Source organism: Streptomyces sp. NBC_00726, from assembly GCF_045161735.1.
Lineage (GTDB): Bacteria > Actinomycetota > Actinomycetes > Streptomycetales > Streptomycetaceae > Streptomyces.
On record NZ_CP108983.1, the window covers coordinates 818,026 to 834,396 of the forward strand.

The following is a 16,371-nucleotide window of genomic DNA, read 5'->3' on the forward strand; positions in this document are numbered from 1 at the left end:
GGACCTTTGAGATCTCGCACGGGCCGGGGCGCCTGGATCCGCGGCTCCCTGACCACTCCTCAAGTCTCCCATCCGCCACTGACAATCGAATCTCCCTTGAGGGCGCGGCCTCTGAGCACCCCGGGCGGCGGGTACGTAAGCTGTGCCTCGTCAGGCGTACCAGGCAGCGGGGATGGGCAGACATGGCGATGATGCGGCTCCGGCGCGAGGACCCGCGTGTCGTCGGCTCGTTCAGGCTGCACCGGCGGCTCGGGGCCGGCGGAATGGGCGTCGTCTATCTCGGTTCGGACCGGCGGGGCCAGCGCGTCGCGCTGAAGGTGATCCGCCCGGACCTGGCGGAGGATCAGGAGTTCCGGTCGCGGTTCGCGCGCGAGGTGTCCGCCGCCCGGCGGATCCGCGGCGGCTGTACGGCCCGGCTGGTCGCCGCCGATCTGGAGGCGGACCGCCCCTGGTTCGCCACGCAGTACGTGCCGGGGCCTTCGCTGCACGACAAGGTGGCCGAGGAGGGCCCGCTGTCGGCCGCCGAGGTGGCCTCGATCGGGGCGGCGCTCTCCGAGGGCCTGGTCGCGGTGCACGAGGCCGGGGTGGTCCACCGGGACCTGAAGCCGTCGAACATCCTCCTCTCCCCCAAGGGCCCCCGGATCATCGACTTCGGGATCGCCTGGGCGACGGGCGCGTCCACGCTGACGCACGTCGGTACGGCGGTGGGATCGCCCGGCTTCCTCGCGCCCGAGCAGGTGCGCGGCGCGGCGGTGACGCCGGCGACGGACGTGTTCTCGCTCGGGGCGACGCTGGCGTACGCGGCGATGGCCGACTCGCCCTTCGGGCACGGCAGTTCCGAGGTGATGCTGTACCGCGTGGTGCACGAGGAGCCCCAGCTCTTCGATGTGCACGACGCGCTGGCGCCGCTGGTGAGCGCCTGCCTGGCGAAGGACCCGGAGGAGCGGCCGAGCACCCTTCAGCTGTCGATGCGGCTCAAGGAGATCGCGGCGCGCGAGGCGCAGGGGCTGCACGAGAGCCGGCCGCCGGTGCAGCGTACGGCCCAGGAGGCGGACCGCCCGACCGGCCGGCTGGACGGGCCGTACACCGAGCAGCAGACCCGCCGGGCGGCCGGTCCGGCGCCGGGGTCGCGCCCGCAGAACCGGCCGTCGGCGGCGCGTTCCGCCCCCGCCCGCACCGGTGGCGGCCGGCCGGTGCAGCAGCCGCGCGGGACGGCGCGTCCGGCGCGGCGTCCGCAGGGCACCAACGGGACGAACGGCAGGCCGGGCACCCGGCCCGGGACCAGGACGACGTCGACGGGGCGGCGGCCGGCCAATCCGAGGCTGCTGCGGCAGCGGCTCGTCGTCTTCGTGGTGGTGACGCTGCTGGTGGCGTTGGGGATCGCGGCGGCACAGGGCTGCCAGGGGCCGGCCCGGGGGCTGGGCGTGGACCTCGGGCACGGCCGGAGCCAGAGCCAGGGCCGGTAGTTCAGCTCTCCGGACGGCCCGTGGCCACCGCGTAGAAGGCGACGGCGGCCGCCGCGCCGACGTTCAGCGAGTCCACGCCGTGGGCCATCGGGATGCGCACCCACCGGTCGGCGGCGGCGAGCGCCCGGGCGGAGAGGCCGTCGCCCTCGGCGCCGAGCATCAGGGCGGCCCGGTCCATCCGGTGCGGCGCCGCCTCCTCGATGCTGACGGCCTGCTCGGCGGGCGTCAGCGCGAGCACCGTGAACCCGGCCTCGCGTACCGTCTCAAGACCCTGCGGCCAGGTGTCGAGACGTGCGTACGGTACGGAGAAGACCGCGCCCATCGAGACCTTGACGGAGCGCCGGTAGAGCGGGTCGGCGCAGTCCGGGGAGAGCAGGACGGCGTCCATGCCGAGGGCGGCGGCGCTGCGGAAGATCGCACCGATGTTCGTATGGTCGTTGACGGCCTCCATGACGGCCACGCGGCGGGCCGTGCGGAGGAGTTCGGCGGCGGCCGGGAGGGGCTTGCGCCGCATGGAGGCGAGGGCGCCGCGGTGCACGTGGTAGCCGGTGACGCGTTCGGCGAGGTCCGGGGCGACCATGTAGACGGGGGCGGGGCTGTCCTCGATGACGTCCCGCATCTGGTCGGCCCACTTCGCCGAGAGCAGCATGGAGCGCATCTCGTACCCGGCGTGCAGGGCGCGGCGGATCACCTTCTCGCCCTCGGCGATGAACAGGCCCTCCGCGGGCTCCTTCCGGCGCCGGAGTTCCACGTCGGTGAGGCCGACGTAGTCGCTGAGGCGGGGGTCGTCGGGGGTGTCGACGGTGAGTGTTTCAGCCACGGTCCGCGCCGACCTCCACGACCGGGCCGATCACGATGACGGCGGGCGGGCGGACGTCCTCGGCGACCACCCGCTCGGCCACCGTGGCGAGGGTCGCGTCGACACGGCGCTGGGCGGCCGTCGTGCCCTCCTGGACGAGGGCGACCGGGGTCTCGGGCGAGCGGCCGTGCTCCACGAGCGTACGGGCGATGGCGCCGATCTTGTCGACGGCCATCAGGAGCACCAGGGTGCCGCGCAGCCGGGCGAGGGCGGCCCAGTCGACCAGGGAGCGTTCGTCGTCGGGGGCGACGTGCCCGCTGACCACGGTGAACTCATGGGCGACGCCCCGGTGGGTGACGGGGATGCCGGCCGCGCCGGGGACCGAGATGGAGCTGGAGATGCCGGGCACGACGGTGCACGGGATGCCCTCGGCGGCGAGTGCCTGGGCCTCCTCCATGCCCCGCCCGAAGACGAACGGGTCGCCGCCCTTGAGCCGGACGACCGCCTTGCCGGCCTTGGCGTGCTCGATCAGCGCATTGTTGATGGCCTCCTGGGCCATGTAGCGGCCGTACGGGATCTTCGCGGCGTCGATCACCTCGACGTGCGGCGGGAGCTCGTCCAGCAGGTCGCGGGGGCCGAGGCGGTCGGCGATGACGACGTCCGCCTCGGCGAGGAGGCGGCGGCCCCGGACGGTGATGAGGTCCGGGTCGCCGGGGCCGCCGCCGACCAGGGCGACGCCGGCGGTCCGGGTGCGGTGGTGCGGGGCGGCGATGCTGCCGTCGCGCAGGCCCTCCACGATCGCGTCGCGGACGGCGGCGGAGTGGCGCGGATCGCGGCCGTGGGCGCCGGCGGTGAGCACGGCGACGGTGACGCCCTCGCTGCGGCCGGTGGCCGGGGTCCAGGCGGTGGCCGCGTCGGCGTCGTCGCTGCGGACGCACCAGGTGCGGGTGCGTTCCGCCTCGGCGGAGGCGGCCTCGTTGGCGGCTTCGTCGTCCGTGGCGATGAGCGCGTACCAGGTGTCGGCGAGGTCGCCTTCGGCGTATCCGCGGCGCTCCCAGCGGATCTCGCCGGCGTCCGCCATCGCCTCGACGGAGGGGGTGGCGGACGGCGACACGAGGACGATGTCGGCGCCGGCCGCGATGAGGGCGGGTAGGCGGCGCTGTGCCACCTGGCCGCCGCCGACGACGACTACGCGGCGCCCGGTGAGGCGCAGTCCGACGGGGTAGGCGGGGCGATCGGCGTGCTCGGCCATGGTGGTGCGGGCTCCTCGGGGCGGTGCGGAAGCGCGGGCCGCTGCGGCGGTGGAGCGGCGTGGTGGGTGGTGTTCACGATACGGGGTGGCCCGGAGGCCACGGTGTGCGGTGGGCGGGGGCGCCTGCGGCGGGCCTTGCCCCTCCCCGCCCCTTCCCGAAACCGGGGCGCTGCCCCGGACCCCGCGCCTCAAACGCCGGCGAGGCTACCGGTAAGCCCCTCCGGCGATTGAGGAGCGGGGGTACGGGGGCAGCGCCCCCGTACCGAGCCGCGTTACTTCTCCGTCACGCCCGCCGAGTCGAACGTCGCCACCTCGTGCATCGCACGCGCGGCGCTCTGCACGATCGGCAGTGCCAGCAGCGCGCCCGTGCCCTCGCCGAGGCGGAGGTCCAGGTCGACCAGCGGGCGCAGGCCCAGCTTGTTGAGCGCGGCGACGTGGCCGGGCTCGGCGCTGCGGTGGCCGGCGATGCAGGCGGCCAGGGCCTCGGGGGCGATCGCGCGGGCCACCAGGGCCGCGGCGCCCGCGCTGACGCCGTCCAGGATGACCGGTGTACGGAGCGACGCGCCGCCGAGCAGGAAGCCGGCCATCGCGGCGTGCTCCAGGCCGCCGACGGCCGCCAGGACGCCGATCGGGTCCGCCGGGTCCGGCTGGTGGAGTTCCAGGGCGCGCCGGACCACGTCGATCTTGCGGGCGTGCATCTCGTCGTTGATGCCGGTGCCCCGGCCCGTCACCTCGGCCGGGTCCATGCCGGTGTACACGCAGATCAGGGCGGCCGAAGCCGTCGTGTTCGCGATGCCCATCTCGCCGGTCAGCAGGCCCTTGTTGCCCGCCGCCACCAGGTCGCGGGCGGTCTCGATGCCGACCTCGATCGCCGCGTGGACCTCCTCGCGGGTGAGCGCCGGGCCCGTGGTGAAGTCCGCCGTGCCCGCCCGTACCTTCCGGGGCAGCAGGCCCGGCATCGGGGGCAGTTCCGCGACCGCGCCGACGTCGACCACGCACACCTCGGCGCCCACCTGCGAGGCGAACGCGTTGCACACCGCGCCGCCGCCGAGCATGTTGGCGATCATCTGGCCGGTGACCTCCTGGGGCCACGCCGTGACGCCCTGCGCGTGCACCCCGTGGTCGCCCGCGAACACCGCGACGGCGGCGGGCTCGGGGATCGGCGGCGGGCACATCCGGGAGAGCCCGGCCAGCTGCGCCGAGATGATCTCCAGCATGCCGAGCGCACCGGCCGGCTTCGTCATCCGCTTCTGGCGTTCCCACGCCTCGCCGAGCGCCTTGGCGTCCAGCGGGCGGATGTTGGAGATCGTCTCCTGAAGCAGATCGTGCGGCGCCTCGCCGGGCAGGGCGCGGCGGCCGTACGTCTCCTCGTGGACGACCCAGGACAGCGGGCGCCGCTTCGACCAGCCCGCCTGCATCAGCTCCGGGTCCTCGGGGAACTCGTCCACGTACCCCACACAGAGGTACGCCACGATCTCCAGGTGCTCCGGCAGTCCCAGCGCGCGTACCATCTCGCGCTCGTCGAAGAAGCTCACCCAGCCCACGCCCAGGCCCTCGGCCCGGGCCGCCAGCCACAGGTTCTCCACGGCGAGCGCCGAGGAGTACGGGGCCATCTGGGGCTGTGTGTGCCGGCCGAGCGTGTGGCGGCCGCCCCGTGTCGGGTCGGCGGTCACGACGATGTTGACCGGGGTGTCGAGGATCGCCTCGATCTTCAATTCCTTGAACTGCTTCGCCCGCGCCTTCGGCAGCGACTTCGCGTACGCCTCCCGCTGCTGCTGCGCCAGCTCGTGCATCGAGCGGCGCGTCTCGGCGGACCGGATGACCACGAAGTCCCACGGCTGCGAGTGGCCGACGCTGGGCGCCGTGTGCGCGGCCTCCAGGACACGCAGCAGCACCTCGTGCGGGATGGGGTCGCTGCGGAAGCCGTTGCGGATGTCGCGGCGCTCCCGCATCACCCGCAGGACCGCCTCGCGCTCGGCGTCGTCGTAACCCGGCGCGGGCGGCGCGGTGGGCGCCGTGGGTGCCGCTTCGGGGGCCTCCTGCTGTGCGGGCTCCGCCTCGTCGCTCAGATCCGGGGTCTCGATGACCTCGGGACCGGCCTCGGGCTCGGGGGCGGGGGCCTCGGGCTGTATCGGCTGGTCGGCTACCGGAGCGGTGGCCTCCGGCTCGGGTGCGGTTTCCGGCTCGGGGGTCGGGGCGGGCTCGGCTGCGGCCTCGGGCTGCGGCTCGGGATGCGGTTCCGGGGCCGGTACGGGCTCCGCCACGGCCACCGGCTGCGGCTCAGGGGCCTGTACGGGCTCCGCGACCGGCTCCGGTGTTATGACCTGGGCGGGCTCCGGCTCGACGGCCGGGACCGGCTCGGCGGCCGGAACAGGCTGCGCCACGGCGACGGGCTCCGGTTCGGCGGCCGGTACGGGCTGCGGCTCGGGGGCCGCTACGGGCTGCGCCACCACTGCCACCGGCTCCGGTTCGACGGTCGGTGCGGGCTCCGCGACCGCGACCGGCTCCGGCGCCACGGCCTGGGCGGGCTCCGGCTCAGGGGCCTGCACGGGCTCCGCCACGGCCACCGGCTCCGGCTCCGGCTCCGCAGCCGGAACAGGCTCCGCGACCGCTGCGACCTGGACCTGCTCGGGCTCCGCCACGGCCACCGGCGCCACCGCCACCGGTTCGGGCTCCGGCAACGTCTCGTCCGCGGCCGGCACCTCCATGGCCGCTTCCGCCGCCGCCTCGGCGGCCACGGGCCCGGCCTGCTCCGGGGCGGCCGGGGCGGCCGTCCACTGGGGGGCCGTCTGTGGCGGGATCTCGCCCAGCTGGGGGCCCGGGAGGGGCTGGTCCGCCGGCTGGGGGTCGAAGTATTCGGGTTCGGCCGTGGCCGGGCCCGCGTGGCGGGCCGGGGGCGCGGCGGCCGGGCCGCGGTCGGCGAGGGAGCGGACCACGCCGGCCCCCGACGTACCGCCGTAGGACGGCTCGGGCGAGGCCGGGCCGCGGTGCAGCGGGCGACGCACGGGGGGCTGCGCGGCGGGGGCGGGGACGCGGACGGCGCCGAGGTCGACGGAGCCGGAGTCGCGGCCTCCGGACTCGTGCGCGCCGGGGCCGGTCTCGGGCAGCGGTGCGGCGGCGGCCTGCTGCATCGCGTACGCGGGGGCCTGTTCCTGGAGCTGGACGGGGCCCTGGGCTTGCGCCGGGTCGGCCGGCTGGGGGTGGAAGTGCGGCTGGTACGCGCCCTGGGCCGCGGGGTCCGCGTAGGGGTCCGCGGGCTGAGCCGCCGGCTGGGGTTCGCCCCAGGCGCCCTGGGCGCTCGGCATCAGGAGGAGGTCGTCGTCCTCGGGGGTGTGCGCGGAGGGTTCGAGGTAGGTGTAGGAGTCAGCCGCGGGAACGCCCGGCTGCTCCACCGTGCCCGCGTCCTCCGGCAGTCCCTCGCCCGGGATCCGGCCGGTGTCACTCATGCGTTCCCCTCGCCCATCGTCAGTGCTCCTTCGGCCCTTCGCCCGGGACGCCCGGACACGGCACGCGGTGCTCGTCCGGTGGAACGAGCGGGCGCGCCGCGCGGCACGAATCGGTCGCGGACATCCTGCATTCTCGCGGTCGTTCGCCGCCGCGGCAGCTCATTTCGCCACGGCCCGCTGTGGACTGCGCCACGTTGCGCGTCCCAGGGTGTTGCCGTACCACAACGGGGACCAAAACGGTCCCCTTTTCCGGACATTGACGAACGAAGCGACGAACGTCCGGGAGCGGTGCGACGATCGGCCAGCCTACCCCGCACCGCTTGCCGACGGGTCAGGGGGCAAGGTCCGAACGAAGTGCGGAAAGCAGGAAGACGACTGTGCGTTCGCGCTCCGACCAGGCGGTCGTGTCGAGTTCGACGGACTGGAGGAGCGAGCAGTCGACCGTGTAGCCGTTTCCGGCCAGTGCGGCCCCCAGGGCCTCGGCCTCGTCGCGGGTGGAGGCGTGCGTGACGATGCGCTCCGGGCGGCGGTCCGCGACGGCGGTGGCGACGGGAACACCGCCGCCTCCGATCCGTACGACATCGGGTTCGGGCAGCCGTTCCAGTACGTGCGGGGCGCGGCCCTCGACGACCTGGAGCTGGACGCCGAAGGCGCGGGCGGCGGCCGTGGTGCGGGCGCAGGCGCCGGGATCGCTGTCCACGGCGAGGACCGCAGCGCCGAAGCGGGCCGCCTCGACGGCCAGCGCGCCGCCCCCGGAGCCGATGTCCCAGACGAGGTCGCCGGTGCGGGGGCCGAGGTGGGCGAGCTGGGCGGCGCGCAGGACGGGGCCCTCGCCCTCGCCGCTCTCCCCCGCCGGGCGGGCGCCGGGGTCCGGGTAGGCGCCGGCGGGCAGGGCCCATCCCCGTACGCCCTGTGGGTAGGCGGGGTGGCGGCCGGCGATCCAGGCGCCGTCGGCCTGCTGTTCGGGGCCGCCGCCGATGACGATGACGACGTTGGGGTCGCGCCAGACGTGGTCGGCGGCGGTGTCCGAGGTGACGACGGTGACCTGTTCGCGGTCGGTGCCCAGCTCCTCGCAGATGACGAACGTACGGTGCACGCCGTCGAGGAGCAGGGCCAGTTCGGCGGGTCCGGCGCCGGGCGAGGTGAGGACGGCGACCTTGTGGTGGGCGCGGCAGACGTTCACGGCGCGGCGCAGGGTGCGGGGGTGGGCGACGACCGTCTGGGCGTCCTCCCAGGGCATGCCGGCGCGGGCGAAGGCGGTGGCGACGGAGGAGACGGCCGGGACGACCTCGACCTCCAGGCCGTGCTGCGGGGCGCGCAGGGTGCGGACGACGCCGAAGAAGCCGGGGTCGCCGTCGGCGAGGACGACGGCGCTGCCGCGGTGGCCCGCGATGCGGCGGGCGGCGAGGTCGACGGAGCCGAGGCGGATGCGTTCGGCGCTCCGCGGGACTTCCGGCAGCGCGAGGTGGTGGGCGGCTCCGGCGACCAGGGTCGCGGCCGAGAGCGCTGCGGTGGCCGCTCTGGTCAGCGGCGAGCCGTCCCAGCCGATCACTGTGACCCGGTCGGCCATCTTGGTGTCATTCTCCTGGAGTCGTCGCAGGCGGGGCGGGTTGCCCGGGGGCGGGCAGGGTGAGGTTACCGGGTCGCCGCCGAGGTGGCGCCGGAGCCCCGGCGCCGGTCAGTTCCAGTCGTTGTACGTGCCGTAGCCGCCGGCGTCGGCGAGCTGTTCGGCGACACCTTCGAGGTCTTCGGGGAGCAGGCCCCAGACGATGAGGTCGGTGCGGATGTCGGTCCATCCGCCGTCCTCCGTCTGCGAGCGCGCTATGCGGGCGTTGCGCAGGACGCCTTCGCTGATGCAGCCGAGTTTCTGGGCGACCTGCTGGGAGGCGGTGTTGTCGGCGGCGGTGCGCAGTTCGATGCGCTCGAAGCCCTGGTCGCGGAAGAGCCACTGGGCGACGGCGAGCACGGATTCGGTGGCGTAGCCCTCGCCGCGGGCCCAGGGTGCGGTGATGTAGGCGGCCTCGGTGGACAGGGTGCGCCAGTCGGTGTTGCGGAGCCGTACGGAGCCGACGAGGCGCTGGGTGAGGAACTCGGTGACGGCCAGGGCGATCCCGTCGCCCTTGGTGCGGTGCGCCGGAGCGATTCTGCGCACCCAGCGTTCGGCGTCGACCTGGGTGTAGGGGTGGGGGGCGCCGGTCCAGGCGGTGACCAGTTCGTCGTTCATCATCTCGATGTACGCGGGGATGTCCGCCATGTCGAATGGGCGCAGCACCAGCCGGTCCGTGCTGATGGAGATGTCCGGGAAGGTGGAAGTCATGCGCAGCTCCATGCCGAAGACCGTGTAAATGCACAGCATGCAGCATCGCGGGGGCCGCGCGCATGACCGGGTCGGCACGGCGGAGCCCCGCACCCCCCGGTCGGGGTGTGCGGGGCTCTTTGGGCAAGTGCCGTGTACGGGTCAGGACTTGGCGTCACCGAAGGCGGGGATGACCGAGCCCTGGTAGGTGTCCTCGATGAACTTCTTGACCTCGTCGGAGTGGAGGAGCTTGACGAGCTTCAGGACGCGGGGGTCCTTCTCGTCGCCCTTCTTGACGGCGATGATGTTGGCGTACGGGTTGCCGTCGGCCTTCTCCAGGACGAGGGCGTCCTTGGCGGGCTTGAGCTCGGCCTCGATGGCGTAGTTGCCGTTGATGACGGCGGCGTCCACGTCGTTGAGGGCGCGCGGGACCGTGGCGGCCTCCAGCTCCTTGAACTCCAGGCCCTTCTTGTCGGTGATGTCGCTCAGCTTGGCGCTGGTGCCGACGCCGTCCTTGAGGGTGATGAGGCCGTTCTCGGCGAGCAGCTGGAGGGCGCGGCCCTCGTTGGTGGTGTCGTTGGGGACGGCGATGGTCTGGCCGGCCTTGATGGCGTCGAGGCTCTTGACCTTCTTGGAGTAGAGGCCGAGGGGTTCGAGGTGGACGGTGCCGACGGAGACCAGGTGGGTGTCGTTCTTCTGGTTGAAGTCGTCCAGGTAGGGCTGGTGCTGGAAGAAGTTGGCGTCGACCTGGCCGGTCTCGGTGGCGGTGTTCGGCAGGACGTAGTCCGTGAACTCCTTGACCTCCAGCTTCAGCCCGGCCTTGTCGGCGAGGTTCTTCTTGACGAAGCCGAGGATGTCGGCGTGCGGCGTCGGGGACGCGGCGACGACGAGGGCCTTGGAGACGTCGGTGCCGCCGGTCTTGGCGGACGGGTCGGAGTCCGTGCCGCAGGCGGTGAGGCCGAGGGCGAGGGCGGTGGTGGCCGCGGCGGCGGCGGTGATCTTGATGCTGGTACGCACGAAAAGTGCCTCTTTCAGGTGGTGATGGTGGAGCGCCCGGACAAGGAGTGCGGGCTTGGTGGGGAAGGGAAGTCAGGTGGTGCGGCCGCGGCGGGCCAGCAGGCGGACGGCGAGGTCGCCGATCAGCTGGACGAGGGTCACGATGACGATCAGCAGCACGACCGTGATCAGCATGAACCGGTTGTCGAAGCGCTGGAATCCGTAGGTGACGGCCTTGGAGCCGAGCCCTTCGCCGCCGACCGCGCCGGCCATCGCGGAGTAGCCGATGAGCACGATGACGGTGGTGGTGATCCCGGAGGCCAGGGACGGCAGGGCCTGCGGGAGCAGCACCTTGCGGACGATCGTCGGGATGGAGCCGCCCATCGACTGGACGGCCTCCACCAGCCCGTGGTCGACCTCGCGCACCGCCGTCTCGACCAGCCGGGCGAAGAACGGGATGGCGCCGACGGCGAGCGGCACGATCATCGCGGTGGGGCCGATGAAGGTGCCGACGACCCAGGTGGTGAACGGGATCAGGGCGATCAGCAGGATGATGAACGGCAGCGAGCGGCCGATGTTCACGATCACGCCGACGACCTTGTTCACCGGGGTGTTCTGGAGCAGTCCGCCCTTGTCGGTGAGGACGAGCAGGACGCCGAGGGGCAGTCCGACGAGGACGGTGACGACGGCGGACCACAGCACCATGTAGAGGGTGTCGACGGTGCCCTGCGTCAGCAGCGGCTGCATTTCGGACCAGGTCACTTCGCCACCTCCTTGGTGAGCGGTGCGGGTACGGGCACGGGGTCGGCGTCCACGAGTTCGGCTTGGAGGCCCTGTTCGCGGAGGAAGCCGATCGGGACGACGTTCTCCTCGAACCGGCCGGGCAGTTCGATGCGCATGCGGCCGATCTGCCTGCCGCCCACGGTGTCCATGGCGGCGCCGAGGATCGAGATGTCGATGTTGTACGTACGGGAGAGCTGTGAGATCACCGGGCGGGCGGCGGCCTCGCCGTGGAAGGTGACGTCCACGACGGTGCGGTCGGGCGCGGAGGCGGTGCCGCCGACGGGGAACAGCTCGTGGGCCAGCTCGGAGCCGGGGGTGGCGAGCAGTTCGCCCACGGTGCCGGACTCGACGACCCTGCCTCCCCGCATCAGCGCGGCGGAGTCACAGATGGTCTTGACGACGTCCATCTCGTGCGTGATGAGCAGGACGGTGAGCCCGAGCTGCTGGTTGAGGTCGCGCAGCAGCTGGAGGATGGAGCGGGTGGTCTCGGGGTCCAGGGCGGAGGTGGCCTCGTCGGACAGGAGCACCTTGGGGTCGCCGGCGAGGGCACGGGCGATGCCGACGCGCTGCTTCTGGCCGCCGGAGAGCTGGCCCGGGTAGGACCTGGCCTTGTCGGCGAGGCCGACCAGGTCGAGGAGTTCGAGGGCCTTGCGGGAGCGCTCGCGGCCGGTGACGCCGAGGATCTCCAGCGGGAGTTCGACGTTGCGCTGCACGGTGCGGGAGGCCAGCAGGTTGAAGTGCTGGAAGACCATGCCGATGCGGCTGCGTGCCTCGCGCAGCTCCTTGCCGGCCCGGCTGCCCCGGCCCGCGAGGGCGGTGAGGTCCTGGCCGGCCACGGCCACGGTGCCGGAGGTGGGGCGTTCCAGGAGGTTGACGCAGCGGATCAGGGAGGACTTGCCGGCGCCGCTGCGGCCGATGACACCGTACACCTCACCCTCGCGTACGTGCAGGTCGACGCCGTCCAGGGCGGTGACCTCGCGGTCGCGCGAACGGTAGACCTTCGTGAGGCCCGTCGTGGTGATCACAGGGGTTTCCGTCACTGTCGAGTGCGCGGCGCGGTGTCCGCCGGGCACGGGGCATGCGTCCAGGGGTGATCCGGACGTTTTCGATCGGACGTTCCGAGCGGATTCCCGGGGCGTCCGGGCGCGGCGGTCACCGCGGGCCGGGGCCCGTACGGGCAGCCGGGAAGGATCTCGCTTCGGGGCGCGAGGCTCGGTCGTGGGCCCTCAGAAGGCGCGCATTCGACACATACAACGAGCACCGGGCGTCGTGATCGCCTCGGTCGCAAGGATGCGGCTGCTCGTCGTGGTCATGGGCACAAGTAAAACAGACGTGAGTTCGCCGCCGGACCGGCTGTCCGGATAGCGGACAGTCGTGGATGGGTCGCTGTGACGGTCCCGTATCGGCCGATCCTTTCCAGCCATACGGCTCTGACCTGCGGTGATGCACCCGTAACGACCCCGGCTGTGCCACTCCCCCGGCACCCGGAAGCAGCGCACCCTGTGGTCAAGGCCACGATCCCCGGCGAACCGGGGGCGCACGCGGGGAGCGCGGCGCGCCGTAATACCCTCGGCTCATGCTCGACGCCCTGACGGTCGCGGTCGCCGTGGCCGCCCTCGCCCTCGCCGCCTGGTGCGGATACGCCGCCTACCGGGACCAGCCCACCAAGGACTGGCACTTCATCGGCATGGCCGTCGTCTCGCTGCTGGCCCTGGCGCAGCTGGTGACGGGCATCGTGCAGCTGGCCCGGGGCGAGCGGCCCGAGCAGGGCATGACCATTTTCATCGCGTACCTCGCCGGGGCGTTCCTCGCCGTGCCGGCGGCGGGGTTCCTGTCGCTGAGCGAGCGGACCCGCTGGGGCTCGGTGACGGTGGCGGCGGGCGCGGTCGTCCTGGCCGTCCTCGAAGTACGGCTCTACGACATCTGGGGAAGCTGACCGTGACCGACACCGACACCACGCAGGCGGCGGCCGGCGAGAAGCGGCCCTTCGACCTCGGCACCGGTCCCGGCCGGGTCCTCGTCTGGTTCTACGGCGTGTTCACCGTGGCGGCGGCGTCCCGGTCGATCGTCCAGATGATCCTGGACTTCGGCCGCGCACCCCTCGCCTATGTGCTGTCGGCGGTCGCCGCGCTGGTCTACGGCTTCATCACGTACTCGCTGGTGCGGGGCGGCGAGCGGGCGCGCCGGACGGCGCTGGTGTGCTGCGCCGCCGAGCTGGCCGGGGTGCTGATCGTGGGGACGTGGACGCTGGTGGAGCCGTCCGCGTTCGCCGACGCGACCGTGTGGTCGTACTGCGGCCGGGACTATCTGTTCATCCCGGTGATCCTGCCGGTGACCGGAATGATGTGGCTGCGCCGCGCCCGGACCGCGTAGGGGCCCGCGCGCGGCGCTCGTGCCGTTACGGCTAGGCGCTGGCCACGTACGCGGTGGGGGCCTGGGCCTCCTTCTCCAGCAGGATCATCATGACCCCGTCGTCGCCCGGGGCGTTGCCCACGGCGGCGTAGCCCGCGCGCTGGTAGAGCCTCAGATTGCCCTCGCTGCGGTGGCCGGTGTGCAGCCGGAAGCGGGTGGCGGCGCGCTCGTCGGCGAGGCCCGACTCGGCCGCGCGCAGCAGCCGGGCGCCGAGGCCGTGGCCGCGCAGCCGGGGGTGGACGCAGAGCCTGCCGATCCGGCCGGTGCCCTCCTCGTCGGTCGAGCCGCGCACCGAGCCGACGACCTCGTCGCCGAGGCGTGCCACGTAGACCAGGTTCTCCGCGATCTCGGCGCGTACCGAGTCGAGGGTCTGGACGAGCGGGTCGATGCGGTAATTGCCGTACAGCTCCGCCTCGCTCTGGAAACAGAGGTACCGCAGCTTCAGAATCTCTTCGGCGTCCCGCACGTCCGCCGCCGAGATGGTCACGCTCATGCCCATGTGCGCATGCCTCCCGCTCACCTGATCCGCCGGTTGTCTCCCGCTCCTTTCCCACGGTTCAGGAGCGACAACCTCCGCCGCGAGCATTCTGCGCAGACATCCAAGGCATCGGGAACGGATGGGGCCCAAACTCCCCTGTGACATAGCCAACTCCCCTGCGATGTGACGGGAGCGGGGTGCTGACGGGGAGTCGGGCCCGCCGTGTTACCTCTTCGCCTTCCTCGCCGTGAAGTCCGCCGCCGCGAGCAGCGCGGTGTCCGGGTTGTCGGAGAAGATGCCGTCGATCCCGGTCGCGAAGTACGCGGCGAACGCGCCGAACGCGTCCCCGTACGCGTTGGGGTCGCTGCCGCGCCGGAAGTCGGCGGGCAGGAAGGTGTTCTCGTTGCGCATCGTGTACGGGTGGAGGACCAGGCCCTGCGCGTGGGCGTCGCGGACCAGCGTGGTGGGCTCGGTGAGCCGGCCGGCGGCGTCCTTGGGGATGATCAGGTCCAGGGTGGGGCCGATGCCCTGCGCGAAGGAGGCCATCCACTTCAGCCCGGCCGGCTTCACCAGGTCGTCCGTGGTGCGCGGGTCGCCGGAGACCTCGAAGTCCCAGGGCTTGGTGCCGGTGCCGGAGAGCAGGACGATGCGCGGGCTCGCGACGAGCCGGGCCAGGTGCTGGATGCTGCCGGGCTCGAAGGACTGGAGGATCACCGGGGACTGGGCGCGGTGGCGTCCGTAGCGGCGCAGCAGCTTGGCCAGCGGCTCCTCCAGGCCCAGCCCGAGGCCCCGGAAGTACGTGGGGTGCTTGGTCTCGACGTACAGCCAGACGGGCTTGCCGCGGCGGCGGCCCTCGCGGTCGGCCCAGCGCAGGACCTCTTCGAAGGTGGGGATCTCCCAGCGGCCGTCGTACAGCGTGTTCTTCTGGCGATTGGCCGGGATGCGCTCCTTGGCGCGGAGCGTCTTGAGCTCGGCGAGCGTGAAGTCCTCGGTGAACCAGCCGGTGAGGGAGACTCCGTCGACGGTCTTGGTGGTCCGGCGGTTCGCGAACTCGGGGTGCGCGGAGACGTCGGTGGTGGCGGTGATGTCGTTCTCGTGGCGGCAGACGAGGTGGCCGTCGCGGGTGGGGACGAGGTCCTGCTCGATGATGTGGGCGCCCAGGTCCAGGGCGAGCTGGTAGGAGCCCAGCGTGTGTTCGGGGCGGTAGCCGCTGGTGCCCCGGTGGCCGATGACGGTGGGGACGGGCAGGTCGAGGCGGTGACCGCCGTGGTCCCCGTGTCCGCCGTGGCCCCCGCGTCCGCTGTCACGGCCGGCCGCCTGCGCCGTTGTGGTGACGCCCAGGGCGGCGGTGCCGAGGACGGCTGCCCCCGCTCCGATGACGGTCCGGCGTCCCGGCGCGGCCTGCGCACGCTCTGTCATGAATGCTCCTCGCATGTGATGTACGGCACCTGTCGAGCGAGGATCGAGCGTAGGCAGGGGTACGGTCGTGGGGGCGGCACCTGGACGAACATGGCGCGAACACACGTCAACACGGTGTATCCGGTGTGTGAACCCGATGTGCGAGCGGCCGGTACCCGCGAGTATCGTCCTCACCTGCATGGACCTCTACAATCCGTCACCCCGGCCGGCCCGGCCACTACACCGGAGGAAGCGTTGTCCCGTCTCGCACTCATCAAGGCAGTGCTCGGACCGATCCTGCGCCTGATGTTCCGTCCCCGGATGGAGGGCATCGAGAACATTCCGGGCAGCGGGCCGGTGATTCTGGCGGGCAACCATCTGACGTTCATCGACTCGATGATCATGCCGATCTGCTGCGACCGTCCGGTGTTCTTCATCGGCAAGGACGAGTACGTGACGGGCAAGGGGCTCAAGGGCCGGCTGATGGCCTGGTTCTTCACGGGCGTCGGCATGATCCCGGTGGACCGGGACGGCGGGCGCGGCGGTGTCGCGGCGCTGATGACGGGGCGCCGGATCCTGGAGGAGGGCAAGGCGTTCGCGATCTACCCGGAGGGCACCCGCTCCCCCGACGGCCGGCTCTACCGGGGCCGTACGGGCATCGCGCGGCTGACGCTGATGACGGGTGCGCCGGTGGTGCCGTTCGCGATGATCGGCACGGACAAGCTCCAGCCGGGCGGCTCGGGTCTGCCCCGTCCGGGCAAGGTCACGGTGCGCTTCGGTGAGCCGATGGAGTTCTCCCGCTACGAGGGCATGGACCGCGACCGCTATGTACTGCGCGCGGTGACCGACTCCGTGATGGCCGAGGTGATGCGACTGTCCGGCCAGGAGTACGTGGACATGTACGCGACCAAGGCGAAGGCCGCCTGACCGGCTGACGTACGTGAGAGGGCCCGCCCCGGTCTTGGGGCGGGCCCTCTCACGTATGCCCTAGGTCCTGTCGTCAAATTCCCGTCGTCCGCCCGGAGGGCGGGCCGGGCGGCGTTAG

General features: G+C 72.8%; 14 protein-coding genes. 4 read left to right on the top strand and 10 right to left on the bottom strand.

All coding sequences use genetic code 11. The features are described from left to right. The first annotated feature begins 182 nt into the window (after positions 1–182). The gene (locus OG338_RS03535) at positions 183–1,466 is read left to right on the top strand and encodes a protein kinase domain-containing protein (RefSeq protein ID WP_405935913.1); all 1,284 of its coding nucleotides are present in this window, start codon (positions 183–185) and stop codon (positions 1,464–1,466) included. A gap of 1 nt (position 1,467) precedes the next feature. On the opposite strand, the gene OG338_RS03540 is transcribed toward OG338_RS03535, so the two are convergent. The 8 genes from OG338_RS03540 to OG338_RS03575 all read right to left on the bottom strand — a co-directional run bounded on the left by OG338_RS03540 (position 1,468) and on the right by OG338_RS03575 (position 12,063). Then, complete coding sequence (locus OG338_RS03540; protein WP_405935914.1) at positions 1,468–2,286, bottom strand: TrmH family RNA methyltransferase; 819 nt, start codon at positions 2,284–2,286, stop codon at positions 1,468–1,470. After that, a complete protein-coding gene (cobA, locus tag OG338_RS03545; RefSeq protein ID WP_405935915.1) occupies positions 2,279–3,517 on the bottom strand; it encodes a uroporphyrinogen-III C-methyltransferase in 1,239 nt (412 codons plus the stop codon). The genes OG338_RS03540 and cobA overlap by 8 nt, the downstream gene beginning before the upstream one ends. A gap of 272 nt (positions 3,518–3,789) precedes the next feature. Next, positions 3,790–6,963: a nicotinate-nucleotide--dimethylbenzimidazole phosphoribosyltransferase gene (gene cobT, locus OG338_RS03550; RefSeq protein ID WP_405935916.1), complete on the bottom strand. Its 3,174-nt coding sequence runs from the start codon at positions 6,961–6,963 to the stop codon at positions 3,790–3,792. 331 nt (positions 6,964–7,294) lie between these two features. Further along, on the bottom strand, positions 7,295–8,533 hold the full coding sequence (cbiE, locus tag OG338_RS03555) for a precorrin-6y C5,15-methyltransferase (decarboxylating) subunit CbiE (RefSeq protein ID WP_405935917.1): 1,239 nt from the start codon (positions 8,531–8,533) through the stop codon (positions 7,295–7,297). Positions 8,534–8,641: 108 nt separating this feature from the next. Next, positions 8,642–9,319: a GNAT family N-acetyltransferase gene (locus tag OG338_RS03560; RefSeq protein ID WP_405935918.1), complete on the bottom strand. Its 678-nt coding sequence runs from the start codon at positions 9,317–9,319 to the stop codon at positions 8,642–8,644. Between the two features lie 102 nt (positions 9,320–9,421). Beyond that, complete coding sequence (locus OG338_RS03565; protein WP_405935919.1) at positions 9,422–10,276, bottom strand: MetQ/NlpA family ABC transporter substrate-binding protein; 855 nt, start codon at positions 10,274–10,276, stop codon at positions 9,422–9,424. A gap of 72 nt (positions 10,277–10,348) precedes the next feature. Continuing rightward, complete coding sequence (locus OG338_RS03570; RefSeq protein ID WP_405935920.1) at positions 10,349–11,017, bottom strand: methionine ABC transporter permease; 669 nt, start codon at positions 11,015–11,017, stop codon at positions 10,349–10,351. Continuing rightward, positions 11,014–12,063 (bottom strand): methionine ABC transporter ATP-binding protein, encoded by a 1,050-nt coding sequence (locus OG338_RS03575; RefSeq protein ID WP_405935921.1) that lies wholly within the window; start codon positions 12,061–12,063, stop codon positions 11,014–11,016. Before OG338_RS03575 ends, OG338_RS03570 begins: the two co-directional genes overlap by 4 nt. Before the next feature lie 551 nt (positions 12,064–12,614). Between OG338_RS03575 and OG338_RS03580 the strand changes: the two genes are divergently transcribed. Both OG338_RS03580 and OG338_RS03585 read left to right on the top strand, forming a co-directional pair. Further along, on the top strand, positions 12,615–12,974 hold the full coding sequence (locus tag OG338_RS03580) for a hypothetical protein (RefSeq protein WP_018103833.1): 360 nt from the start codon (positions 12,615–12,617) through the stop codon (positions 12,972–12,974). 2 nt (positions 12,975–12,976) lie between these two features. Then, positions 12,977–13,411 carry a hypothetical protein gene (locus tag OG338_RS03585; RefSeq protein ID WP_073967839.1) on the top strand — a complete coding sequence of 145 codons (435 nt, stop codon included), beginning with the start codon at positions 12,977–12,979 and terminating at the stop codon, positions 13,409–13,411. Positions 13,412–13,442: 31 nt separating this feature from the next. Here OG338_RS03585 and OG338_RS03590 read toward each other — a convergent pair whose 3' ends face one another. Together OG338_RS03590 and OG338_RS03595 are read right to left on the bottom strand one after the other, a co-directional pair. Next, entirely contained in the window at positions 13,443–13,949 is a 507-nt protein-coding gene (locus OG338_RS03590) for a GNAT family N-acetyltransferase (RefSeq protein ID WP_405935922.1), read from the bottom strand. Between the two features lie 204 nt (positions 13,950–14,153). Continuing rightward, a complete protein-coding gene (locus OG338_RS03595; protein ID WP_405935923.1) occupies positions 14,154–15,347 on the bottom strand; it encodes a glycerophosphodiester phosphodiesterase in 1,194 nt (397 codons plus the stop codon). A gap of 234 nt (positions 15,348–15,581) precedes the next feature. Between OG338_RS03595 and OG338_RS03600 the strand changes: the two genes are divergently transcribed. Beyond that, a complete protein-coding gene (locus tag OG338_RS03600) occupies positions 15,582–16,253 on the top strand; it encodes a 1-acyl-sn-glycerol-3-phosphate acyltransferase (protein WP_073967842.1) in 672 nt (223 codons plus the stop codon). The last annotated feature ends 118 nt before the right edge of the window (positions 16,254–16,371 follow it).

Coding starts and splice junctions, on each gene's coding strand:
- cobT (WP_405935916.1), bottom strand. CDS start 6,963: ATGAGTGACACCGGCCGGATCCCGGGCGAGGGACTGCCGGAGGACGCG.
- OG338_RS03595 (WP_405935923.1), bottom strand. CDS start 15,347: ATGACAGAGCGTGCGCAGGCCGCGCCGGGACGCCGGACCGTCATCGGA.
- cbiE (WP_405935917.1), bottom strand. CDS start 8,533: ATGGCCGACCGGGTCACAGTGATCGGCTGGGACGGCTCGCCGCTGACC.
- OG338_RS03590 (WP_405935922.1), bottom strand. CDS start 13,949: ATGGGCATGAGCGTGACCATCTCGGCGGCGGACGTGCGGGACGCCGAA.
- OG338_RS03580 (WP_018103833.1), top strand. CDS start 12,615: ATGCTCGACGCCCTGACGGTCGCGGTCGCCGTGGCCGCCCTCGCCCTC.
- cobA (WP_405935915.1), bottom strand. CDS start 3,517: ATGGCCGAGCACGCCGATCGCCCCGCCTACCCCGTCGGACTGCGCCTC.
- OG338_RS03560 (WP_405935918.1), bottom strand. CDS start 9,319: ATGCTGTGCATTTACACGGTCTTCGGCATGGAGCTGCGCATGACTTCC.
- OG338_RS03535 (WP_405935913.1), top strand. CDS start 183: ATGGCGATGATGCGGCTCCGGCGCGAGGACCCGCGTGTCGTCGGCTCG.